Source organism: Kribbella sp. NPDC050124 (assembly GCF_044460355.1).
Lineage (GTDB): Bacteria > Actinomycetota > Actinomycetes > Propionibacteriales > Kribbellaceae > Kribbella.
Genome location: NZ_JBITJU010000028.1, coordinates 58,802 through 81,476 on the forward strand (window position 1 = coordinate 58,802; position 22,675 = coordinate 81,476).

General features: G+C 68.5%; 25 protein-coding genes. 19 read left to right on the forward strand and 6 right to left on the reverse strand.

The window, feature by feature from the left end; all coding sequences use genetic code 11:
* The first annotated feature begins 1 nt into the window (after position 1).
* Genes ACIBL3_RS40285 through ACIBL3_RS40295 form a run of 3 tightly spaced genes read left to right on the forward strand, consistent with a single transcriptional unit; the run spans position 2 to position 2,372 of the window.
* Positions 2-940 carry a carbohydrate ABC transporter permease gene (locus ACIBL3_RS40285; RefSeq protein ID WP_396359252.1) on the forward strand — a complete coding sequence of 313 codons (939 nt, stop codon included), beginning with the start codon at positions 2-4 and terminating at the stop codon, positions 938-940.
* Positions 937-1,749 carry a carbohydrate ABC transporter permease gene (locus tag ACIBL3_RS40290; protein ID WP_396359253.1) on the forward strand — a complete coding sequence of 271 codons (813 nt, stop codon included), beginning with the start codon at positions 937-939 and terminating at the stop codon, positions 1,747-1,749. The genes ACIBL3_RS40285 and ACIBL3_RS40290 overlap by 4 nt, the downstream gene beginning before the upstream one ends.
* The gene (locus ACIBL3_RS40295) at positions 1,746-2,372 is read left to right on the forward strand and encodes a hypothetical protein (protein WP_396359254.1); all 627 of its coding nucleotides are present in this window, start codon (positions 1,746-1,748) and stop codon (positions 2,370-2,372) included. The genes ACIBL3_RS40290 and ACIBL3_RS40295 overlap by 4 nt, the downstream gene beginning before the upstream one ends.
* Here ACIBL3_RS40295 and ACIBL3_RS40300 read toward each other — a convergent pair.
* From ACIBL3_RS40300 to ACIBL3_RS40310, 3 genes are all read right to left on the reverse strand, one after another.
* Complete coding sequence (locus ACIBL3_RS40300; protein WP_396359255.1) at positions 2,335-3,033, reverse strand: DedA family protein; 699 nt, start codon at positions 3,031-3,033, stop codon at positions 2,335-2,337. The genes ACIBL3_RS40295 and ACIBL3_RS40300 overlap by 38 nt on opposite strands.
* 3 nt (positions 3,034-3,036) lie before the next feature.
* Entirely contained in the window at positions 3,037-3,213 is a 177-nt protein-coding gene (locus ACIBL3_RS40305; RefSeq protein WP_396359256.1) for a hypothetical protein, read from the reverse strand.
* A gap of 85 nt (positions 3,214-3,298) precedes the next feature.
* Entirely contained in the window at positions 3,299-3,748 is a 450-nt protein-coding gene (locus ACIBL3_RS40310) for a hypothetical protein (protein WP_396359257.1), read from the reverse strand.
* A gap of 81 nt (positions 3,749-3,829) precedes the next feature.
* On the opposite strand from ACIBL3_RS40310, the gene ACIBL3_RS40315 reads away from it, so the two are divergent.
* The 4 genes from ACIBL3_RS40315 to ACIBL3_RS40330 all read left to right on the forward strand — a co-directional run bounded on the left by ACIBL3_RS40315 (position 3,830) and on the right by ACIBL3_RS40330 (position 7,451).
* Positions 3,830-4,651: a tryptophan 2,3-dioxygenase gene (locus ACIBL3_RS40315; RefSeq protein ID WP_396359258.1), complete on the forward strand. Its 822-nt coding sequence runs from the start codon at positions 3,830-3,832 to the stop codon at positions 4,649-4,651.
* Positions 4,652-4,769: 118 nt separating this feature from the next.
* Positions 4,770-5,381: a hypothetical protein gene (locus ACIBL3_RS40320; protein WP_396359259.1), complete on the forward strand. Its 612-nt coding sequence runs from the start codon at positions 4,770-4,772 to the stop codon at positions 5,379-5,381.
* Between the two features lie 79 nt (positions 5,382-5,460).
* The gene (locus ACIBL3_RS40325) at positions 5,461-6,141 is read left to right on the forward strand and encodes a response regulator transcription factor (RefSeq protein ID WP_396359260.1); all 681 of its coding nucleotides are present in this window, start codon (positions 5,461-5,463) and stop codon (positions 6,139-6,141) included.
* A gap of 2 nt (positions 6,142-6,143) precedes the next feature.
* Positions 6,144-7,451, forward strand: coding sequence for a sensor histidine kinase (locus ACIBL3_RS40330; protein ID WP_396359261.1), 1,308 nt, complete (start codon positions 6,144-6,146; stop codon positions 7,449-7,451).
* Here the strand turns inward: ACIBL3_RS40330 and ACIBL3_RS40335 are convergent.
* Positions 7,432-8,034: a TetR/AcrR family transcriptional regulator gene (locus tag ACIBL3_RS40335; protein WP_396359262.1), complete on the reverse strand. Its 603-nt coding sequence runs from the start codon at positions 8,032-8,034 to the stop codon at positions 7,432-7,434. The two genes, ACIBL3_RS40330 and ACIBL3_RS40335, sit on opposite strands and share 20 nt — an antisense overlap.
* A gap of 56 nt (positions 8,035-8,090) precedes the next feature.
* Between ACIBL3_RS40335 and ACIBL3_RS40340 the strand changes: the two genes are divergently transcribed.
* A complete protein-coding gene (locus ACIBL3_RS40340) occupies positions 8,091-9,071 on the forward strand; it encodes an alpha/beta fold hydrolase (RefSeq protein WP_396359263.1) in 981 nt (326 codons plus the stop codon).
* Here ACIBL3_RS40340 and ACIBL3_RS40345 read toward each other — a convergent pair.
* The gene (locus tag ACIBL3_RS40345) at positions 9,064-10,752 is read right to left on the reverse strand and encodes a sigma-54-dependent Fis family transcriptional regulator (protein ID WP_396359264.1); all 1,689 of its coding nucleotides are present in this window, start codon (positions 10,750-10,752) and stop codon (positions 9,064-9,066) included. The genes ACIBL3_RS40340 and ACIBL3_RS40345 overlap by 8 nt on opposite strands.
* Positions 10,753-10,937: 185 nt before the next feature.
* Between ACIBL3_RS40345 and ACIBL3_RS40350 the strand changes: the two genes are divergently transcribed.
* The 11 genes from ACIBL3_RS40350 (at position 10,938) to ACIBL3_RS40400 (ending at position 22,107) form a co-directional block, all read left to right on the forward strand.
* Entirely contained in the window at positions 10,938-12,572 is a 1,635-nt protein-coding gene (locus ACIBL3_RS40350) for a hypothetical protein (RefSeq protein WP_396359265.1), read from the forward strand.
* A 76-nt stretch (positions 12,573-12,648) separates the two neighbouring features.
* Positions 12,649-13,689 (forward strand): FAD-binding oxidoreductase, encoded by a 1,041-nt coding sequence (locus ACIBL3_RS40355; protein WP_396359266.1) that lies wholly within the window; start codon positions 12,649-12,651, stop codon positions 13,687-13,689.
* 1 nt (position 13,690) lies between these two features.
* On the forward strand, positions 13,691-14,788 hold the full coding sequence (locus ACIBL3_RS40360) for an aromatic/alkene monooxygenase hydroxylase subunit beta (RefSeq protein WP_396359267.1): 1,098 nt from the start codon (positions 13,691-13,693) through the stop codon (positions 14,786-14,788).
* Between the two features lie 2 nt (positions 14,789-14,790).
* Positions 14,791-15,126, forward strand: a complete 336-nt coding sequence (gene mimD, locus ACIBL3_RS40365; RefSeq protein WP_396359308.1) for a propane 2-monooxygenase effector subunit MimD — start codon at positions 14,791-14,793, stop codon at positions 15,124-15,126.
* 11 nt (positions 15,127-15,137) lie between these two features.
* Positions 15,138-16,169: an amidohydrolase family protein gene (locus ACIBL3_RS40370; RefSeq protein WP_396359268.1), complete on the forward strand. Its 1,032-nt coding sequence runs from the start codon at positions 15,138-15,140 to the stop codon at positions 16,167-16,169.
* A complete protein-coding gene (locus ACIBL3_RS40375) occupies positions 16,166-16,894 on the forward strand; it encodes a metal-sulfur cluster assembly factor (protein ID WP_396359269.1) in 729 nt (242 codons plus the stop codon). Before ACIBL3_RS40370 ends, ACIBL3_RS40375 begins: the two co-directional genes overlap by 4 nt.
* Entirely contained in the window at positions 16,891-17,916 is a 1,026-nt protein-coding gene (locus ACIBL3_RS40380; protein ID WP_396359270.1) for an NAD(P)-dependent alcohol dehydrogenase, read from the forward strand. Before ACIBL3_RS40375 ends, ACIBL3_RS40380 begins: the two co-directional genes overlap by 4 nt.
* Positions 17,917-17,935: 19 nt before the next feature.
* Positions 17,936-19,585, forward strand: coding sequence for a chaperonin GroEL (groL, locus tag ACIBL3_RS40385; RefSeq protein WP_396359271.1), 1,650 nt, complete (start codon positions 17,936-17,938; stop codon positions 19,583-19,585).
* A gap of 4 nt (positions 19,586-19,589) precedes the next feature.
* Positions 19,590-19,820 carry a ferrous iron transport protein A gene (locus ACIBL3_RS40390; protein ID WP_396359272.1) on the forward strand — a complete coding sequence of 77 codons (231 nt, stop codon included), beginning with the start codon at positions 19,590-19,592 and terminating at the stop codon, positions 19,818-19,820.
* Positions 19,817-21,742, forward strand: coding sequence for a ferrous iron transporter B (locus tag ACIBL3_RS40395; RefSeq protein ID WP_396359273.1), 1,926 nt, complete (start codon positions 19,817-19,819; stop codon positions 21,740-21,742). The genes ACIBL3_RS40390 and ACIBL3_RS40395 overlap by 4 nt, the downstream gene beginning before the upstream one ends.
* Positions 21,742-22,107 carry an ArsR/SmtB family transcription factor gene (locus ACIBL3_RS40400; protein ID WP_396359274.1) on the forward strand — a complete coding sequence of 122 codons (366 nt, stop codon included), beginning with the start codon at positions 21,742-21,744 and terminating at the stop codon, positions 22,105-22,107. Before ACIBL3_RS40395 ends, ACIBL3_RS40400 begins: the two co-directional genes overlap by 1 nt.
* Here the strand turns inward: ACIBL3_RS40400 and ACIBL3_RS40405 are convergent.
* Positions 22,076-22,645 (reverse strand): hypothetical protein, encoded by a 570-nt coding sequence (locus ACIBL3_RS40405; RefSeq protein WP_396359275.1) that lies wholly within the window; start codon positions 22,643-22,645, stop codon positions 22,076-22,078. The genes ACIBL3_RS40400 and ACIBL3_RS40405 overlap by 32 nt on opposite strands.
* Between the last annotated feature and the right edge of the window lie 30 nt (positions 22,646-22,675).

A 22,675-nucleotide genomic window follows, 5' to 3' on the forward strand; every position in this document is an offset into this window, starting at 1 on the left:
TGTGACCAGCACAATCGTCGCGCCGGCCCAGACAGCGCCGAAGGCACCGGCTCCGGCGCCCTCGCCGGCGAGCCGTCGGTGGCGGAGCATCCGGCTCGGCTGGAGCTTCATCCTGCCGAACTTCCTCGGCTTCGCCACCCTGACCCTGGTCCCGGTCATCGCGTCACTGGCGCTGTCCTTCCTGGACTGGGACTCCTACAGCACGCCGGAGTGGGTGGGCCTGGCCAACTTCGACCGGATGATCCACAACGAGACGTTCTGGACCGCGTTGCGCAACACCGCGTACTACGCGATCGGCCACGTCCCGCTGACGCTGTGCGCGGCGCTCGGCTTCGCCGTACTGCTGAACCAGAGACTGCGCGGGGTCCGGTTCTTCCGGACCGCGCTGTTCTTCCCCTACATCACCTCGCTGGTCGCGGTCGCGGTGGTGTGGAACATGCTGCTCAGCCCGGACCTCGGACCGGTGAACCAGTTCCTGCGGGCGATCGGGATCGACAACCCGCCGGGCTGGACCACGTCGACCACGTGGGCGATGCCGGCGGTGATCCTGGCCAGCGTCTGGCGCGATCTCGGGTACTACATGATCCTCTACCTGGCCGGGTTGCAGACCATCCCGGGCGAGCTGTACGAGGCGGCGCAGGTGGACGGCGCGAACGCGTGGCAGCGGTTCTGGAGCATCACCGTGCCGTCGTTGCGGCCGACGACGTTCTTCGTGCTGATCATGCTCACGATCTCGAGTTTCAAGGTGTTCGACCTGGTCCAGGTGATGACCGAGGGCGGGCCGGGCCGGTCGACGCTGGTGCTGTCCCAGGTGATCTTCCGCGAGGGCATCACCCAGGGCCGGTTCGGCTACTCGTCGGCGGTGTCGATGGTGCTGTTCGTCATCGTGCTGACGGTCACGCTGGTCCAGTTCCGGCTGCAGCGAAGGAGTGAACGATGACGGTACGACGTGGCCTCGCCTACCTGCTCCTGGTCGTCCTGTCGGTCGCCGTGCTGGTGCCGTTCGCGTGGATGGTGTCGTCGTCGCTGAAGCTGGACAACGAGGTGTTCAGCGTGCCGATCCGGTGGATCCCGGCGGAGTTCCACTGGGACAACTTCACCAAGATCTGGGAGCGCATCCCGCTGCTCACCTACCTGCGCAACTCGGTGTTCCTGAGCCTGGTGATCACCGCGTTGCAGGTGCTGACCGGGAGCTTCGCGGCGTACGGGTTCGCCAAGGTGCGGTTCCCCGGGCGGGACGCGTTGTTCCTGGCCTACATCGCGACGATCGCGGTGCCGTGGCAGGCGTACATGGTGCCGCAATACATCATCATGCAGAAGGCCGGCCTGGTGAACACGCACCTGTCGCTGATCCTGCTGCAGGCGTTCAGCGCGTTCGGGGTGTTCCTGATGCGCCAGTACTACCTGACCATCCCGGACGAGCTGAGCGAGGCCGCCCGGCTGGACGGGCTGAGCGAGTACGGCATCTGGGCGCGGATCATCCTGCCGCTGTCGAAGCCGGCGCTGGCCAGTCTCGCGCTGCTCACGTTCGTGAACACCTGGAACGACTACATGGGCCCGTTCATCTACCTGACCGACAACAAGCTGTGGACGATCCAGCTCGGGCTGCGGTCGTTCATCGGCCTGTACGACGCGGAGTTCGCGATGATCATGACCGGCTCGGTGCTGTCCGTGCTGCCGATCCTGGTGATCTTCCTGCTCGGCCAGAAGTACTTCGTCCGCGGGATCGCCACGAGTGGGCTGAAGTGACGGGCTCGCCGCTGGCCCGCGTCAACGTCGGCGCCGACGCGTGGGACCTGATCTGGTCCTTCGCCCAGCGCGTGCTGGTCGTGAACGCGGGCCTGGCCGTCGCCTCGGCTCCGCTGCTCGTCGCGCTGGCCGTGGTCGGGGACCCGTTGAGCTACCCGGTGTTTTTCGGGTTCCTGGCCCTCTGCCTCGGCCCGGCGCTGGCGGCGTCGTTCGCCTACCTGGACGACCAAGGCACGTTCGTCCAGTGCTACCGGCGCCTCGCCCGTCGCGTCTTGTTGCCGTGGGCGCTCACCCTCGCTGTGCTGAGCATCCTGATGACCGACATCGTCGTCCTGTACGACGATCCGCGCGGCGCAGCGTTGGTCCCGCTCCTCGTCCTGCTCGCGATCGTTGCCGTCAGCACCGGTCTCACACGCTTGGGGTATCCGTCGATTCCGTTCCGCACGGCGCTCTACGCAACCGTCCGCAAACCACATCTCACGGCGCTGAGTCTCGTCGTACTGGCCGTGGCGGCCGTCATCGTGAATCAGTTCCCGCTGGCCGGACTGGCGACCGTGCCGGGATGCGCGGTGTGGGTCGTGCAGCTCAACGCCCGGATCGCACTCGACCGATCAGGCGCTTGACGAGTGGGATGAGCAAGGCGATCCCGATCATCGACAGGCTGACGACGGAGGCGTACTTGTCGACGAGCAGGACGATGTCCACGGCACGCTGACCGCTCCAGTAGCCGAGCGCTGCGATCACGCCGGTCATGAGCACGGCGCCGGCGAGGTCCAGCAGGAGGAAGACGGTCAGCCGCATCCGGGCCCAGCCGGCCATCGCGTACACCACCGCGGTCGGCACACCCGGCAGTACGGCGAGCAGCACAGCGACTCGCAGGACCCAGGGCGGGAGTTCGGTGGCGCGACCGGCGAAGCGCAGTACCCGCTGGCTGGTGGTGAACATCCTGATGATGCCTTCACCCCACTGCCGCCCGGTCCACCAGGTGAGCCAGTCGAACTTCACCATCCCGACCGCGCCCGCGACGATGACCAGCCACAGCGGAGCTTCGCCGATCCGGGCGAACGCCGCCGCGGCGCCGATCGCCACCAGATCACCGGTCAGGAACGCCAGCGCGACCGGATGTGACGCGACCAGGAACGGTTTGAGCGGCCGCAACGCGATCCCGAGTGCGACGACACCGAGGATCGCGCCCATCAACGCAAGGTCGACCCGGGTCGCGCGGCCCTGCCAGGGCACGAAGCGACGCCAGGTAGGGGCTGCTTCCTGCTTGGTTTCGGACACGCCTCATGCCTCCAGTACGCTGTCGTCCGCCCAGTCGACCGTCACGTCGTACGACGACATCGTCTCGGACCGGGCGCCCGCGCAGGCTGACGTCGAGCTGACGGTCGATGTCGTCGGGGTCGGTCGGGCGAATCGTGAGCGGCCGGGCTGGTCCGCGGTCATCGTGAGGTGAATCGCCACCACTGCAGTATGACCAGCCCGGCCCGATCACGAAGCAGATTCGAGGACCTTCGAATCCGGGCAGCCGCCGGGGTCGAGAGGGGCGTCAAGACAACAGCAGGGATGCGAGGACGCTCAGGGTGGTGAGGAGGGTGAAGGTGATGGCCACGCGGCGGCCGCGGGCGGTGCGGTGACGGAGGGTTGTGGGGTCGAGGGTCCGGGCGCACGGGGTGAAGTCGGTCGCGTCGGGCGGCGCGAGCGCGCTGCTCAGGCGGCCCAGCGGCGTACGGCGGGAGGCCTGGCGGGCCGCCTCCTGGATGACGCGCTGCCGCATGACCTCGCGCGGGTACGACGTTTCAGGCGGGAGCGCTCGCTGGACGACGGCATGAGCCGTGGTCACCCGTCGGGGCCGGCTGATCGAAGGCGGGAGGATCAAGTAGGCCAGGTGGACCAGGAAGGCGTAGTCGTCGGGCAGCAACGCCTCGATCTGGGGTTCCTCACGCGTGAGTCCCTGGATGGGCCCCGGCACGAGCGGCGTCTGGACCGTGGCGGACATGAAACTCCTCGAATTGGCGTACCTCACACCCAACGAGCGAATCCCTGACCGGTCACGGACGCGTCAGCTACTCTCGGCCTCATGAGCACTGGTGACGGGGTGGCTGGGCGGTGGGACGGGGTCGACATCCACTTCGGTGAAGAGGGTGGGCGGCTGACGTACGGCAGTTATCTGCGGCTGGCGCAGCTGCTGGACCAGCAGCGGCTGGAGTCGGATCCGCCGGCGCACGACGAGCTGCTGTTCATCACGATCCACCAGGTCTACGAGCTGTGGTTCAAGCAGGTGCTGCACGAGCTGACGGCCTCCCGGGACGCGATGCTGTCCGGGGAGCTCTGGCTGGCCGAGCACCTGCTCCGCCGGGTGCACACGATCGAGCGGACGCTGACCCAGCAGGTCGACATCCTGGAGACGATGACTCCGCAGGATTTCGGGGAGTTCCGGCACCGGTTGTCCCCGGCAAGCGGCTTCCAGTCGGTGCAGTACCGCGAGATCGAGTTCCTGTCCGGGGCCAAGGACCCGTCGTTCGTGAAGCGTTTCCGCGGCCTGACCGACGCCGAGAAGGCCCGGCTCGAGGAACGGCTGGCGGCCCCCACGCTCTGGGACGCGTATCTCGCCGTACTCGAGAAGGCCGGTTTCGCCACCGACTCCGAGGACGCGGTCCGCGACGCCCTCCGCAAGGTCGCCGGGGACCGCGCGCACTACGCCGCCGTCTGGGAGTTGGCCGAGGCCTTGGTCCAGCACGACGAGCTCGCCGCCGCCTGGCGCGCCCGGCACGTCGTCATGGTCGAGCGGATGATCGGCACCAAACCCGGCACCGGCGGCTCCTCCGGCGCCGGCTACCTCCGCAGCCGCCTCGACCTCCGCTACTACCCCCTCCTCTGGGACCTCCGCACCGCGCTCTGACCCACAACGCAAGCGCTGCACGAAGGCATGCTCAGACTGTGGCGCGCCCAGCAGGCGCTCCCGTGAAATCTGGATGAGAATCCCTTCATCGACCGCCCCGCCCCGAGGAGAACTGCTGGTGAAGCTCTATTCCGACGTCGGCGCCCAGCGGTTCGGCCAGGTGGTGGGCGATCTGATGCTGGTCGGGTGGGTCTGGCTGTGCGTGGAGCTCGGTCAGTTGGTCTTCCGGATCACCAACGCGCTCGGTACGCCGGGGCGGAAGGCGGCCGAGGCGGGAGACGGGCTGGCGGGTGACCTGCGGCGGCTGTCGGAGCCGATCGGGAAGGTGCCTGCGGTCGGCGATCAGCTGCGGTCGCCGGTGGATGGAGCCGCTGCGGCGGCCGGGCGGCTCGCGCAGGCTGGGCGGGACCAAGCGCATGCGGTGGAGCAGTTGGCCTATGTCCTGGCCGGTGTGACGATCGGGCTGCCGGTGCTGTTCGCCCTGCTGCTCTGGCTGCCGCGACGCATCCGGTTCTCCAGGCGGGCGACGGCGGCCCAGAAGTTCATCGACAACGCGGCTGACCTGGACCTTTTCGCCCTCCGGGCGATGGCCAACCAGCCGATGCACCGGCTGGCCAAGATCTCCGACGACCCGGTCGCGGCCTGGCGCGAAGGCGACCGCGCCGTCATCGGCCAACTCGCCGACCTGGAACTCCGCAGCACCGGCCTGAAAGCACCGGCCGGCGGCTGACGGGTTCTGTACCGCTGGCGGGTTACACAACCGGCCAGCGGCGACGGAACCCGCTAGTGGCCGCGGTTACCCTCGTCGCATGGCGCGGGTGTTGCTGGTCGAGGACGATGATGCGATCCGGACGTCGTTGGGCAAGTCCCTGACGGCGGCCGGTCATGTCGTCACGGCGGTGGCCGCCGGCGCCGAGGGGGTCGCCGTGGTGGCCCGGGACCGCCCCGACGTACTGCTGCTCGATCTCGGACTGCCTGACCTGGACGGCCGGGACGTGCTCGCGATGGTTCGGGCGGTGAGCGACGTACCGGTGATCGTGGCCACGGCGCGTGATGACGACGCCAGCGTGGTCAAGCTGCTCGACGCGGGCGCGGACGACTACGTGATCAAGCCGTTCAGCTCGGCCCAGATCGATGCCCGGATCCGCGCCGTCCTGCGCCGGCTCGGTCAGGACCAGCAAGGCGAGACGATCGTCGACCTGGGCGCGCTGCGGATCGACCCGCGCAGCCGCGAGGTGACCGTCGACGGCGCGTCGGTCGACCTGACTCGCAAGGAGTTCGATCTGCTGCTCGCGCTGTCCCGCCGGCCCGGCGCGGTGGTCAGCAAGCGTGAGCTGCTCGCCGAGGTGTGGGGCCTGCCGTGGGGTGGTGGCGACCGTACTGTCGACGTCCACCTGTCCTGGCTGCGCCGCAAGCTGGGGGAGACGGCGGCCGCACCGCGGTTCCTGCACTCCGTTCGCGGTGTCGGCGTGAAGCTGTCGGGCGGCTGACGATGCGCCGCCGGATCCTGCTGTTGTCGGTCGGCATGACCACGCTGGTCGTGCTGGCGTTCGCCGTACCGCTGATCATCCTGCTGCGGAGCACGACCGCGTCGGAGTCGAAGGAGCAAGCGCGGTACCGGGCCGAGTCGGTGGCGTACTACGTCGGCGACAAGGACCACACGGCCGACGACATCACGGCGTACATCGAAGGCCTCGAGCAGGAGGGACCGGGCAACATCTCGGTCCGGCTGGCCGACGGTACGACGCTGGGCACTCCACCACCCGGTGGAGTCTCGGCCCCGAAGCCGCTGCCGAGCGACTACGACGACGGCGACGCCGACGACCGGAAGGGCCCGCCGAAGATCGGTGACGCCGACTACCGCGAGGTCGGCGGCGGGATGGCGGTCGAGGTCGGCGTCGGCACCGAACGCGGGCCCGCGTCCGTCTGCCTGTTCCTGACCGCGGACGAGCTGTACGACGGCCTGGTGCCGCGCGTCCTGATCCTGATCGGCGGCAGCCTGCTCGTCCTGCTGCTCAGCATCGTCGGCGCCGAGCTCGTCTCCCGCCGCCTCGCCCGCCCATTGGAAGAAACAGCAAGTACGGCGGAACGCCTGGCCCGTGGTGACATGGATGCCCGCGCCCCGACGACCGGCCCGGCCGAGGTCGCCAAGGTCGGCGCCGCGCTCAACGGACTGGCCGACCGGATCGACGAGGTGATCGCGGTCGAACGCGAGGCCGTCGCCGACCTGTCCCACCGCCTCCGGACACCACTCACCGCACTCCGGTTACAGGTCGAGGCGCTACCGGATCGCGAGCGCGCCGAGGAGCTCAACACCCAGGTGAACAGCCTGGAGCGGACGCTGACCGCGGTGATCAGCGCGGCCCGGCGACCGCAGCGGGAAGGCCGCGTGCCGCACTGCGACGCCGTCGAGGTGACGCGGAGCCGGGCCGCCTTCTGGGAACCGCTGTTCGAGGATCAGGGTCGCGAGCTCGCACTTGACCTCCCGAACCCTCCGGCCATGGTTCGCTCGTCCGCCGAGGACCTCGGCGCCGCGTTGGATGCGCTGGTGGAGAACGTGGTCGCGCACACGCCCGACGGCACGCCGGCTCGGATCACGCTGACGCGCGAGACGCACGGCGTACGCATCGTCGTCGCCGACCAGGGCCCGGGGATCCCGCTGGGCGCCGGTGAACGTGGGCGCAGCGACCGCGGCTCCACCGGTCTCGGCCTCGACATCGCCCGCCGCTGCGCGGAAGCGGCCGGCGGGCAGATGACCATCGGCCGCAACGAGGTCGTGCTCACGCTCGCGACTCCGTGAGGGATCGCTCGACCAGGGTGACGAGGACGTCCGCCGCGGCTGAGGTGTCGTAGCCGGGGTCGTTGAGGCGTTCCATCACGATCGAGTCGATGCCGCCGCCGATGATGATCGCGAGTGTCCGGACGTCCGGACCGGCTCCGCGGCCCTCGCGGGCAGCAGTGAGGAGGTCGGCGAGCGGGCGCCAGCGGTCAGCCGTGTTCGCCAGGTCGCCGGCATCGGTCATCGCCTCGATGATCACCCGGGTGTGCCGCGGGTGCTCGCGCAGGTGGCCGATCATCGAGCGGATGTAGGCCGCGGGCCGATCGGCCGGTACGGCGGCCTCGACGGCGGCGGTGACCGTCCCGACCAGGGAGTCGAGGACGTACTTGTGTGCTTCCCGGAGCACCGCGTCCTTGGACGGGAAGTGGTACAGCACCGCCGCCTTGGTGATCTCCGCACCCTCCGCGATCCGGGCCAGCGACGTCCCGGCGTACCCGTGCTCGGCGACGAGGCCGATGGTCACGTCGATCAGCTGGGCTCGCCGCGCCTGCTCGGTCAGGGTCAGGCGGCGCTCGCCGGAGGGCGTGGTTCGTGACTTGGGCATGACCTCAACTTACCGTACGATCAAATTACTTACCAAGCGGTTAGGAGAGGACAATCGTGACGGAGAAGCCGAAGCGCCGGTGGCGGCGGCGAGGCCTGATCACGCTCGGGGTGCTGGTGACGATCGTCGTCGGGTTCGCGCTGGTGCTGCGGACGCCGTCGCCGGTCGGCCACTGGAACAGTGCCGAGGGATATGACCGGTTCGTGCGGATCTACGACCAGGTGAAGGAGGAGTTGCCCGAGCCGGCTGTCACCCGGGACATCCGGACGGACTTCGGCTACGTGCGGGTCTACCGGTTCGACGGGCCGAGTCAGCGGGCTGAGCCGCTGGTGCTGCTGCCCGGGCGGTCCTCGGCCTCGCCGGTCTGGGCCGGCAACATGCCGTCGCTGCTGCGGGTGGCCGACGTCTACACCATCGACCTGCTCGGTGAGCCGGGCCTGAGCGTGCAGAACAAGCCGATCACCTCTGCGGCCGATCAGGCCGCCTGGTTGAACCAGGTGCTGGAGGCCTTGCCCGAGGAGAAGTTCCACCTCGTCGGGCTGTCGATCGGCGGCTGGACCGCGACAAACCTTGCGGTGCGTCAGCCCGCGCACGTGGCCGGCCTGACCACGATCGACCCGGTCTACGTGTACGACGGCATGCCGGTCGAGACGATGATCCGGGCGATCCCCGCGGGCATCAAGTGGCTGCCGAAGTCCTGGCGGGACAGCTTCAACTCCTACACGGCCGGCGGCGCACCGGTCGAGGACGAGCCGATCGCGGACATGATCGAGGCCGGGATGAGCGGCTACACGCTGCGGCTCCCGCAACCGCAGCGGATCACCGAGGACGAGTTGTCCAAGCTCACCGTGCCGGTGCTCGCGATCATCGCCGGACGGTCGGTGATGCACGACCCGAAGACCGCGACCGCGACGGCGGAGCGTGCCTTGCGCAACAAGACCGTTCGGGTCTACCCGGAGGCGTCGCACGCGATCAACGGCGAGTACCCGGACGAACTCGCGGCCGACCTGGAGACGTTCCTGGCCAAGGTCAGCTGAGGATGCCGTAGTCGCGGATCTTGCGGTAGATGGTGGCGCGGGACATTCCGAGGGCGGTGGCCGCGGCGGTCTTGTCGCCGTTGTGGGAGGCGAGGGCGCCGACGATGGCGTCGCGTTCGAGCGCTTCCATCCGGGTCAGGTGCCGGCGGGTGGTGGCGTGGCACTCGGCGGGTAGGTCGTCGAGCTCGACGACTCCGGAACGACGCCGACGGGCCACGTCGGTGAGGACAGTCCGCAGATGAGACACGTTGCCGGACCACGGGAGCCGCATGAGCTGGTTCATCGCGCCGGCGGACAGGGTCACCCCGGTGATGCCGGCTCGGCTCAGCAGGTTGCGGACCAAGGCCGGGACGTCCTCCAAGTGATGCCGCAGCGGCGGTACGGCGACAGTCCGCGGGAAGAAGCTGAGCAGTTGAGTCCCGAGCGCGTCCTCGTCGGAGCGACCGGTCAGCCTGGTCAGCGCGATCCACGGATCCCGGCCGATCGCGCCGTCCCGGGCGGTCTGGAGCAGATCGGCCAAGCCGTGGATCACGTCGTCGGAGAGCACCTCGGCATGGCGGATGATCAGGTCGGCCCCGGACTCCAGCTCACTCGCGGCGGTGGCCACGATGTCGGGATCATCGGCGTCCACGACTGCCAGCCGCTGCGTCGGCGTGCTGTAGTCGTGGACCGCGCGGAGCAGGGTCGTCTTGCCGGCGCCGGGTTCGCCCTCGGCCACCAGCCATTCCGAGCGGCCGCAGGCGTCCAGTACCTCGTGTGTCGTGTGCCGCCACAACGCGCTGGTCCCGGCCATCCCGGGCACCGCGGGGACCCGCGTCCCGGCGCGGGGCGCTGACCGCTGCTCCCGGATCTGGATGATGCCACCGGCCAGGGTGTCGCCGAGGAACGTCGGCTGGTAGGCCAGCCGGGCGCTGATCCCGCTGGGCAGGTCGGCGATGAACGTCAGCGGCCTGGTGCCGCCGCGGGCGTCCCGGGTGCGGTCGATGAGCGCCGCCTGGTCGGTGGAGTCGAAGTGCTGCTGGGCGTGCGCGTTGATCATGAACACCTCGTCGCCGAGCGCGATCACCGAGCCGCCGGTGTGCCGGCAGACCGCGTAGTACTCGCTCAGCAGCGCCTGGTCCAGCGCGTTCGCCTCTTCGATGATGCGCTCCTGGATCCGCCGGGCGCCGAGCTTGGCCACCGACAGCAGCACGGCGTTGGAGTTCCGCGCCTGGGTGGTGATGTCCAGTACGCCGAGCAGGCCACCGGTGATCGGGTGCGTGATCGGCGCCCCGGCGCACGCGAAGTTGCGTAGTACACCGGTGTAGTGCTCGGCGCCGAGGACCAGGATGGGTCCGCCGACCTCGAGCGCCGTACCGATGCCGTTGGTGCCGACCTCGGACTCGGCGTACCGGAATCCGGGGGCCAGGTCGACCGCGTCGAGGCGCCGGATCAGGGACCGATCGCCGCCACGGCGGTCCAGCACGATTCCCTTGGCATCGGTCAGGATGATGCACACCGGCTCGTCGGTCAGCTCCGACGACAGCGCGTCGATGACCGGACGCGCGGCCCGGCTCAGAGTGGTGTCGAAGTCGAGGCCGGCAAAGTACGCCGGGGCCGGCTGGTCGGTGTCGACCGCAGACGCTTGAGAGCGTTGCCACGACATCCTGATCGAGTTCCGGACCGGCAGGTCGGTGGCCATCCCGGCTCCCTCCGCTCGGCGGCGCTGTTCGACAGCGGAACACGAACAACGGTACTGCGCAAGCCTGTGACCGCCGTCTCACATTGAGACAGAGCTTGTGTCTGCGCACCGCTTTCATTCCTGCAACGCGCTCAGCCGTACCGCTGGAGCCGGCCGAGACCGGCTCCCGACCCTGGAGGCAGACATTGAGCAGGCAGAGTCTCACCAAGGCGCATGCCAAGATCACCGAGCTCTCGTGGGAGCCCACGTTCGCGACGCCGGCCACCCGGTTCGGCACCGACTACACCTTCGAGAAGGCTCCGAAGAAGGACCCGCTGAAGCAGATCATGCGGTCGTACTTCCCGATGGAGGAGGAGAAGGACAACCGGGTGTACGGCGCCATGGACGGCGCCATCCGGGGGAACATGTTCCGCCAGGTCCAGCAGCGCTGGCTGGAGTGGCAGAAGCTGTTCCTGTCGATCATCCCGTTCCCGGAGATCTCCGCCGCCCGGGCGATGCCGATGGCGATCGACGCCGTACCGAACCCGGAGATCCACAACGGGCTGGCGGTGCAGATGATCGACGAGGTCCGGCACTCGACGATCCAGATGAACCTCAAGCGGCTGTACATGAACAACTACATCGACCCGGCCGGTTTCGACATGACCGAGAAGGCGTTCGCGAACAACTACGCGGGCACCATCGGCCGGCAGTTCGGTGAGGGGTTCATCACCGGCGACGCGATCACCGCGGCGAACATCTACCTGACCGTGGTGGCCGAGACCGCCTTCACCAACACGCTGTTCGTGGCGATGCCGGACGAGGCCGCGGCGAACGGCGACTACCTGCTGCCGACGGTCTTCCACTCGGTGCAGTCCGACGAGTCGCGGCACATCAGCAACGGCTACTCGATCCTGCTGATGGCGCTGGCCGACGAGCGGAACCGGCCGTTGCTCGAGCGCGACCTGCGCTACGCCTGGTGGAACAACCACTGTGTCGTGGACGCGGCGATCGGCACCTTCATCGAGTACGGCACCAAGGACCGGCGCAAGGACCGGGAGAGCTATGCGGAGATGTGGCGCCGCTGGATCTACGACGACTACTACCGCAGCTACCTGCTGCCGCTGGAGAAGTACGGGCTCGTCATCCCGCACGACCTGGTCGAGGAGGCCTGGCGGCGGATCGTGGACAAGGGCTACGTGCACGAGGTGGCCCGGTTCTTCGCCACCGGCTGGCCGGTCAACTACTGGCGGATCGACGCCATGACCGACAAGGACTTCGAGTGGTTCGAGGAGAAGTACCCCGGCTGGTACTCGAAGTACGGCAAGTGGTGGGAGAACTACAACCGGCTGGCCTACCCGGGCCGGAACAAGCCGATCGCCTTCGAGGACGTCGGCTACCAGTACCCGCACCGCTGCTGGACCTGCATGGTGCCGGCCCTGATCCACGAGGACATCGTGGTCGAGAAGGTCGACGACCAGTGGCGGACGTACTGCTCGGAGACCTGCTACTGGACCGACGCGGTGGCGTTCCGCGGCGAGTACGACGGTCGCCCGACGCCGAACATGGGCCGGCTGACCGGGTTCCGCGAGTGGGAGACCCTGCACCACGGCAAGGACCTGGCCGACATCGTGTCCGACCTCGGCTACGTCCGCGACGACGGCAAGACGCTGATCGGCCAGCCGCACCTGGACCTGGACGACCCGAAGAAGATGTGGACCCTCGACGACGTCCGCGGCAACACCTTCAACAGCCCGAACGTGCTGCTGAACGAGATGTCCGACGCCGAGCGCGAGGCCCACATCGCCGCGTACCGCGCCAACGGCACGAAAGTCGCCTGACCCCCGAACAGGCTGGTGGCGCCGCCCGGGATGAGCGCCGCCACCAGCCGCCGCACCCATCGTGAGGAGGCCCGACGTGGCCGACATCCACCGGATCCGGTTCGAACCGGTCGACATCGAGATGGACGTCACCGAGGACGACAAGATTCTCGACGCGGCGTTCCGGCAGGGCATCCACCTGATGCACGGCTGCAAGGAGGGGCAGTGCTCCGCGTGCAAGTCGTACGTGCTGGAGGGTGACCTGCAGATGGAGCGCTACTCCACCTTCGCGTGCAACGACGCCGAGGTGGCCGAGGGCTACGTCCTGCTGTGCCGGGCCCACGCGTTCAGCGACTGCACGATCGAGTTGCTCAACTTCGATGAGGAGGAGCTGCTCGGCGGCGTCCCGATCCAGACCGTGAGCTCGCGAATCGTCGCGATCGAACCGGTCACCCGGGACATCGTCGCGCTCCGGCTGCAGACCGAGCGGGCGTTCGAGTTCCGGCCGGGCCAGTACGCCGACATCACCATCCCCGGCACCGACGAGCACCGGTCGTTCTCGATGGCGACCACCCCGTCGACGCCGGACCAGCTCGAGTTCCTGATCAAGAAGTACCCGGGCGGCCGGTTCTCCGCACTGCTCGACGGCGAGCTCGCGGTCGGCGACGAGTTGTCGCTGACCGGGCCGTACGGCTCGTCCACGCTGAAGGACGGTCACGTCCTGCCGGTCGTCTGCGTGGCCGGCGGGGCCGGGATGGCTCCCATCCTGTCCATCCTCCGGCACCTGCGGGAGACCGGCAGCACCCGTCCGGTCCGGTTCTACTACGGCGCCCGGACCGCGGCCGACCTGTTCTACCTCGACGCGATCCAGGAGCTCGGTGCGGACCTCGCCGGCTTCGAGTTCGTGGCCTGCCTGTCCGAGTCGGCCGACGGCGCGGGCGACCTGCAGGTCGAGGAGGGCAACGTCACCGACATCGTCGAGCGGCGGGAGGGCGAGCTGCACCGCAACGAGGTCTACCTGTGCGGCCCGCCCCCGATGGTCGACGCGGCCTTGGCGTTGCTGGAGGCAAGCAACGTCCCGAAGGACCAGGTCTTCTACGACAAGTTCACCAGCCCAGCGACTACCGATGGAGTCTGAGATGGCGCAAACGAAGCAACGCAGTTTCCCGCGGATCGAGTTCACCGACTCGGAGGCCGGGGCGCTGGAGTTCCCGAGCTCGAAGAGCCGGACCTACAACTACTACCGGCCGGCCAAGCTGCGGGCGACGATGTACGAGGACGTCACCGTCGACGTGCAGCCCGATCCCGACCGGCACCTGACCCAGGGCTGGATCTACGGGTTCGGCGACGGGCCGGGCGGCTACCCGAAGGAGTGGACGAAGGCGCAGTCGTCCAACTGGCACGCGTTCCTCGACCCGAACGAGGAGTGGGACCAGACCATCTACCGGAACAACTCCGCGGTGGTCCGCCAGGTCGACCTGTGCCTGCAGAACGCCAAGCGGGCCCGGGCGTACGACGGCTGGAACCCGGCCTGGCTGAAGTTCATCGAGCGCAACCTCGGCGCCTGGATGCACGCCGAGAACGGCCTCGGCCTGCACGTCTTCACCGCGGTGCAGCGGTCCGGCCCGACCAACATGATCAACACTGCGGTCGCGGTGAACGCGGCGCACAAGCTGCGGTTCGCCCAGGACCTCGCACTGTTCAACCTCGACCTGTCCGAGGCCGACGTACCGTTCGACGGTGCGGCGCACAAGGAGGTCTGGAAGGACGCGCCGGAGTGGCAGCCGACCCGTGAGCTGGTCGAGCGGCTGACCGCGGTCGGTGACTGGTGCGAGCTGCTGTTCGCGACCAACGTCGTGTTCGAGCAGTTGGTCGGATCGCTGTTCCGCAGCGAGCTGGTGATGCAGATCTCGGCCCGCAACGGCGATTACATCACGCCGACCATCGTCGGCACCGGTGAGCACGACTACGACCGCGACCTGGCCTACACCCGGAACCTGTTCCGTCTGCTGACCCGCGACGAGCAATACGGCGAGAGCAACAAGCAACTGTTCGGCGAATGGCTCGGGACCTGGGTGCCGCGCGCCCTCGCCGCCGCGCAGGCGCTGCAGCCGATCTGGTCGCAGCCGGCCGACAAGGCGATCACGTTCGCGGCGAGTTTCGACGCCGCCAAGCAGAAGTTCCGTTCGCTGCTCGACGAGCTCGGGCTCGACTCTCCGAAGGAGCTGGACCAGTGACGATGCAGTTCGGATCCGAGACCGCGTTCTCGAACAAGTGCGGTGTGACCCTGATGAACACGCCGGTCGGCCGGGTGGTCGCGGACGTGATGGGCGCCAAGGACGGCGTCGAGCTGACCGAGTACCCGTCGATGATCCGGGTCGACGGCGTCGGCCTGCTCGACTTCGACTACGCCGAGCTGACCGACGCGCTCGGCTCGGAGTTCGACGGCTCGGTGTTCGAGGAGATCAGCTCCACCCACTACGGCCGGATGGTCCACCTCGACGACAAGACGATCCTGTTCGCCAGCCCCGAGGACGCCGCCGAGTACATCGGCTTCGACCTCACCGTGCACTGAGAGGAGGCGCCATGTACTCCAAGGACGGCGAGGACTACTACGTGGTGGACGCCCACGTGCACATCTGGGACGGCCGCGAGTCGAACCTGAAGAACGTGCACGGCAAGCAGTTCATCGACTGCTTCTACGACTACCACAAGAACCTCAGCCCCGAAGAGGTCGTCTGGGACTACGACACCTACACCTACTACGGCGGCCAGCGGTTGATGAAGGACCTGTTCGAGGACGGGTACGTCGACCACGCGATCTTCCAGGCCACCCTGCTCAGCGACTTCTACAAGACCGGGTTCGGCCAGACCGAGGAGGCGTTCGGCCTGGCCGTGGAGCACCCGGACAAGCTGACCTACAACCACGCCTACGACCCGCGCAACGGCGAAGCGGGCCTCGAGCAACTCCGCCGGGACGCCGACCGGATGGGCCTGAAGGGCGTCAAGCTCTACACCGCCGAGTGGCACGGCGACTCCCGCGGCTACAAGCTCGACGACCCGTGGTCGCGCCGGTACCTGGAGGAGTGCCTGAAGCTCGGCATCAAGAACATCCACGTGCACAAGGGCCCGACGATCCGGCCGCTGGACCGGGACGCCTTCGACGTCGCGGACATAGACAAGGTAGCCACCGACTACCTCGACCTGAACTTCGTCGTCGAGCACGTCGGCCTGCCCCGGCTGGAGGACTTCTGCTGGATCGCCACCCAGGAGTCCAACGTGTACGGCGGCCTGGCGGTGGCGATGCCGTTCATCCACACCCGGCCGAAGTACTTCGCGCAGATCATCGGCGAGCTGATCTACTGGCTGGGCGAGGACAAGATCTTCTTCGCCAGCGACTACGCGCTGTGGACGCCGAAGTGGCTGATCGAGCAGTTCGTCGACTTCCAGATCCCGGCCGACATGACCGAGTACGCGCCGCTGACGACCGAGGCGAAGAAGAAGATCCTCGGACTCAACGCGGCCGCCCTGTACGGCCTCGACGTACCGGCCGAGCTGCGGCTGCCGACCGACGCCGGTGACACACCGGTCGAGGTGGCCGCCGGCGCACGATCATGAGCGCGGTAGCGACGTCGCTGGTGCACGAGGTGCTGGCGGCGTTGGCGACGGTGATGGATCCGGAGCTCGACGAGCCGATCACCGACCTCGGGTTCGTCCGGTCGGTGAGTATCGACGACGCCGGGGTGACCGTGCGGTTGCGGCTGCCGACGTCGTTCTGCTCGCCGAACTTCGCCTACCTGATGGCCTCGGACGCGCAGGACGCGTTACGCCGGATCGACGGTCTGGGCCGGGTCGTGGTGCAGCTCGACGACCACCACGACTCGGAGAAGATCAACGCCGGGCTGGCCGCCGACGCCGGCTACGTCGGCACCTTCGGCGTCGAGGCCGAGACCAGCCTGGACGAACTGCGCGCGATCTTCCTCCGCAAGGCGCACACCGCGGCGATGGAGCGCTGTGCTGCCGCACTGCTCCGGGACACCGACCTGCAGGTCGACGAGCTGCACCGCATAACGCTCGCCGACCTGCCGGAAGGCCACTTCAAGGAGGCTCTGGTACGGCGCCGGCTCGCCATCGGACTCGGCGCCGATCCCGGTGATCCCGTGGTGGTCGACGAGTACGGCGGGCCGCTCGAGCCGGACGCCGTCCCGCTGCGACTGCGGTTCGCCAAGGCCGTGCGGATCTCGATCGAAGGCAACTCGCACTTCTGCCGCGGACTGCTCGCCACCCGATACGCCGACACCGGCACGTCCACCCGCATCACGAACCTGAGGAGCACGGCATGAGAGCGGTCCAAGTCGTCGGCTACCACACGAAGTTGCAGCTGACCGACGTACCGGAGCCCACCATCGAGGGCCCGCTCGACGTCATCGTCCGGATCGGCGGGGCAGGTGTCTGCCGGACGGACCTGCACATCCTGGAAGGGCAGTGGGCGGAGAAGTCCGGCGTAGCCCTGCCGTACACGATCGGCCACGAGAACGCGGGCTGGGTGCACGCGGTCGGATCCGCGGTCACGAACGTTGCCGTCGGCGACAAGGTGATCCTGCACCCGTTGATCACCTGCGGTCTGTGCCGGGCCTGCCGGTTCGGCGACGATGTGCACTGTGAGAACAGCCGGTTCCCGGGGATCGACACCGACGGCGGGTACGCCGAGTACCTGCGGACAACCGCCCGCAGCGTGGTCAAGATCGACGACAACCTGGAACCCGCCGACGTCGCGGCACTCGCGGACGCCGGGCTGACGGCGTACCACGCGGCCGCCAAAGCCGCCCGCGCCACCCGGCCCGGGGACGTCTGCGTGATGATCGGCGCCGGCGGTCTCGGCCACATCGGCATCCAGGTGCTCAAGGCGATCTCGGCCGCGACCGTGGTCGTGGTCGACCGCAACCCGGACGCGGTCCGGCTCGCCGTCGAGATCGGCGCCGACCACGGCATCGTTGCCCGCGGCACCCAGGTCCAGGACGTCCTGGACCTGACCGGCGGCCGCGGCGCCGAGGCCGTGATCGACTTCGTCGGCGAGGGCGGCGCGACCGCCGAGGGCGTGGCGATGCTGCGCCGGGCCGGCAACTACTACGTCGTCGGCTACGGCGAGAACATCGACGTGCCGACGATCGACATCATCTCCACCGAGATCAACTTCATCGGCAACCTGGTCGGGTCCTACACCGACCTGCAGGAGCTGATGGTGCTCGCCGCGCAGGGCAAGGTCACCCTGCACACCACCAAGTACCCGCTCGCCGACTTCCAGCAGGCGATCGACGACCTCGACGCGGGCAAGGTCCGCGGCCGGGCGATTCTCATCCCGTGACCCGAAAGGTAGTCCCACCATGGCAAAGGAACTGAGGTTCAACGAAGAAGCACGACGGTTGCTCGAGTCCGGGGTGAACGCCCTCGCCGACGCGATCAAGGTGACCCTGGGTCCGAAAGGGCGCAACGCCGTACTCGAGAAGCTGACCGGCCCGCCGACCATCACCAACGACGGGGTCACGATCGCCCGGGAGATCCAGCTCCGCGAGCCGTTCGCGAACATGGGCGCGCAGTTGGTCAAGGAAGTCGCGATGAAGACCAACGGCGTGGTCGGCGACGGGACCACGACCGCGACCGTGCTCGCCCAGGCCATGGTCCGCGAAGGCCTGCGGGCGGTCGACGCCGGCGCGAACCCGATGCGGGTACGGCGGGGCATCGAGCAGACTGTCCCGGTCGTGGTCGAGACGCTGCGCTCGTGGGCCGCCGAGGTCGGCGGCAAGCAGGATCTGCGGCACATCGCGACGCTGGCGGCCAGCGACGACGAGTCGATCGGCGAGGTGATCGCCGAGGCGGTCGAGCGGGTCGGCCGCAACGGTGTGGTCACCACCGAGGAGTCGGACTCGATCGGGCTGTCGGTCGAGGTGGTTGACGGGATCGAGTTCGACCACGGCTACATCTCGATGTACATGGTCACCGACAAGGAGCGGATGGAGACCGTCTACGAGAACCCGATCATCCTGCTCACCAACAAGAAGATCACGCAGGTGCAGGACGTCATGCCGGCGGTCGAGGTGGCCAAGCGCGCGGACCGGCCGCTGGTGGTGCTCGCCGAGGAGGTCGCCGGACCCGCACTCCAACTGCTCGTCGGCGGGAACATGCACAACACGATGCGGTCGGTCGTCGTCCGGGCGCCCGGCTTCGGTCATCGCCGGGTGGCCGAGCTGGAGGATCTCGCGGTGGCGCTCGGCGGGCACGTGATCGCCAGCGATACCGGCCTCGAGCTGCATGAGGTCGCGTTGGAGCACCTCGGGTCGTGCGACCGGATCACGATCACCGAGAACAGTACGACGATCGTCGGCGGGCACGGCGACGCCCGAGCGGTCGAGGCCCGGCTGGGCCAGTTGGAGACCCAGTTCGAGCGGGCTCGGATCGAGGCGGACCAGGACAACCTGCAGCTCCGGATGGCCCGGCTGTCCGGGCGGGTGGCCGTCATCCGGGTCGGCGGCGCGACGAGCGTCGAGCTCAAGGAGCGGATGCTGCGGGTCGAGGACTCGCTCGCCGCGACGCAGGCCGCGCTCGAGGAGGGCGTGGTGGCCGGCGGCGGTACGGCGCTCGTGCAGGCGCAGGACGCGGTGTCGCGGGTCGAGCTGCTCGACGACGACGCGGTCGGTCGCGAGGTGGTCCGCCGGGCGCTGCCCGAGCCGCTGCGCTGGATCGCGATCAACGCCGGGTACGACGGCGACGAGGTGGTCGCGCGAGTCGCCGACCTCCCGTTGGGACACGGGTTCAACGCGTTGACCGGCCACTACGCCGACATGTTCGACGAAGGCGTGATGGATCCGCTCAAGGTCACCCGGGCGGCCCTGGAGAGCGCGGCGTCGATCGCGGCGCTGGTGATCACCACCGAGACCGCGGTGGTGGAGGAGGTCGTCGGCCACCCCGGCGCGATCCTCGCCCCCGGCTTCGGCGACCTGGCCGAAGGCATGGTCCGTCCCTCGAACATCTACTGAGCCCATGACCCTCGACCAGCTCCCACGCGGCTCCGGTGCGGTCGTCACCGCACTGGACAGCCGCGGCGCCGAACGCCACCGCCTGATGGACCTCGGCCTCCTCCCCGGCGCCGAAGTCCGGGCCGACCTGACCAGTCCCCTCGGCGACCCCACGGCGTACCTGATCTGCGACAGCCTGATCGTCCTCCGCCGCACCCAAGCCCGCGAAATCCATGTCGAACTGGTGACGGCATGAGTCACGACTGTGGGAGTTGTGGGTTGAATCCGCAGCGGTTGCAGGTGGTTGCTGGCGGCCACGACTTTGTGGTCGCGGTCGCCGGCAACCCGAATACCGGGAAGAGCACGGTGTTCAACGCGCTGACCGGGTTGCGGCAGCGGTCGGGCAACTGGCCGGGTACGACGGTCACGCGGGCGGAAGGCCTTTACGGGTACGACGACCACAGGTACAAGGTGATCGACTTGCCTGGGGTGTACTCGCTGCGGTCGGCCGGTGGTGAGGAGGAGGTCGCCCGGGAGTACCTGGAGCACGGTGCGCCGGATGTGACCGTCGTGGTCGTCGATGCGACCCGGTTGGAACGCAACCTTACGCTGGTGTTGCAGATCCTGCAGGTGACCAACCGTGTGGTGGTTGCGGTCAACCTGATCGACGAGGCCGAACGGCACGGGCTCTCGGTCGACACCCGTCACCTTGCGCGCGAGCTCGGCGTACCGGTGGTGGCGATGGCTGCTCGGCGGGGACGGGGGATCGCGGAGCTGAAGGAGTCGATCGACCTGGTGGCCCAGGGGGCCGTGGCTCCGCGGCGCCGGTTTCGGTCGGACGAGCTGGCGGCTGACGATGCGGTGGCGGCTTTGTTCGCCGAGGCCTCCCGGATCGCGCGACGGACAGTGGACGGGCAGTCGCGGTTGACGTTCGATCGGTTGCTCGATCGGGCGCTGACCCATCGGGTCTGGGGTTTCGCGGTGATGGGGCTGCTGTTCTTCGGTGTCTTCTGGTTCACCATCACCGGGGCCGCCGTACCGTCGGACTTCCTCTACCGGGTGCTGGTTTCGGACGGGCACGCCGTCGTACGCGAGGTGCTCGGTGGTGCGCCGTGGTGGGTCACGGGGCTCGTTGCGGATGGCATCTACCTGGGTACGGCGTGGGTGATCGCGGTGATGCTGCCGCCGATGGCGATCTTCTTCCCGTTGTTCACGCTGCTGGAGGACTTCGGGTACCTGCCGCGGGTGGCGTTCAACCTGGACCGGTTGTTCGCCGCGGCCGGCGCCCATGGCAAGCAGTCGTTGTCGATGATGATGGGGTACGGCTGCAACGCGGCCGGGGTGACCGCGACCCGGATCATCGACAGTCCACGGGAACGCATGATCGCGATCGTCACCAACAACTTCAGCATCTGCAACGGGCGCTGGCCGACGCTGATCCTGATGGGCACGGTGTTCATCGGGACTCTGGTGCCACCCGCCGCGGCCGGCCTGGTGGCGGCGGGCAGTGTGGTGCTGGTCGCCGTACTCGGGATCGTCACGACGCTCGTGGTCTCGTGGGGGCTGTCGAAGACGGTGTTGCGCGGCACGACGTCGGTGTACTCGCTGGAGCTTCCGCCGTACCGGCCGCCGCAGGTCCTGCGCACGATCTACACGAGCGTCATCGATCGCACGCTCAAGGTGCTGTGGCGGGCGATCGTGATGGCGGCGCCCGCCGGCGCGGTGATCTGGCTGATCGGCAACGTCTCCCTCGGCGACGCGACCATCGCCGGCCACCTCGCCCACGGCCTCGATCCGCTCGGGCTCGCGCTCGGCCTCAACGGCATCATCCTGCTGGCCTACGTCGTCGCGATCCCCGCCAACGAGATCATCATCCCGACCATCCTGATGCTGACGATGACGCTCGGGCCCCTCGAGTACGGCGCCGCGAACGGCGTGATGCTCGAACTCGGCGACGCCGAGGCCGGCGCGGTCCTGGTCGCCGGCGGCTGGACGGTGCTGACCGCGATCAACCTGATGCTGTTCACCCTGCTGCACAACCCGTGCAGTACGACGATCCTGACGATCTGGAAGGAGACGAGGAGCCTGAAGTGGACCGCCACGGCCACTCTGCTGCCGTTGTCGCTGGCGTTCCTGGTCACCTTCTCGACGACCCGCCTGGCGCACGGGATCCAGTGATGACCGAGCCGACCCGACCACAACTCGACGCCGCGGCCCGCACCCTGGCCCTCCTGGTCGCGCCGGTCCGCCTGCACCTGCTCTGGCTCGCGATCGACGGCGAGTACGACGTCGGCACCCTGGCCGACCGGGCCGGCGTCAGCATCACCACCGCCAGCCAGCACCTGGCCAAACTCCGCCTGGCCGGCCTGATCACCGCCCGCCGCGAAGGCCGCCGCCACATCTACACCGTCGACGATCCCCACATCCTGACCCTGGTCGACCAGATCCTCGCCCACATCACCCCCTCCGGCACCCTCGCCCCCAACCCACCGCTGCGCGATCGGGAGCGGGTTACTCGGCGGCTGACTGGAGTGAGAGGCTGAAGCCGGTGGGCTCTTCGTGCAGGTAGACGTCGAGGCGCATGCCGTCGTGGATGGCGACGCTGCCGCGGCCGGTGGCGTTGGTCACGTGCTCGGTGCCGGTGGCGTCGTACCACCTGATCGAGGCGTCGACGACGTAGCTGTAGTTGCCGGCCTTCGTCGCCTTGATCCGCTTGGTGACGATCGGCTGCTCGCGGGTCGCATGCAGCCTGGCGACCTGCTTTCCCTCCAGGCTGATCACGATGATCTCCTCTTCCGCGCCTTCGGTGAGCTGGTCGGAGACGGTCAGGCTGATCTGCCGCCGCTGGGTCGGAGCCACGGGTTGCAGCGTCTGCCGCGGGGTCTGTTGCGGGGCGGTGGTGACGATCCGGGTCTGCGGCGGTGTCGTGTCGTCGTCGGTCCGTCCTGGGAGTCCGGTCTTGACCAGGATCGGTACCAGGGCGGCGATCAACCCGACCACGGCGGTCAGCGCCTGGCCCATGGTGCCGATGCGGGTCCACCAGTTCTCTTTCTCCGGGGGAGTGGGGTTCGGTGTGCTCATTGCGCCCTCCCTTTCCATCCGAGCAGACGG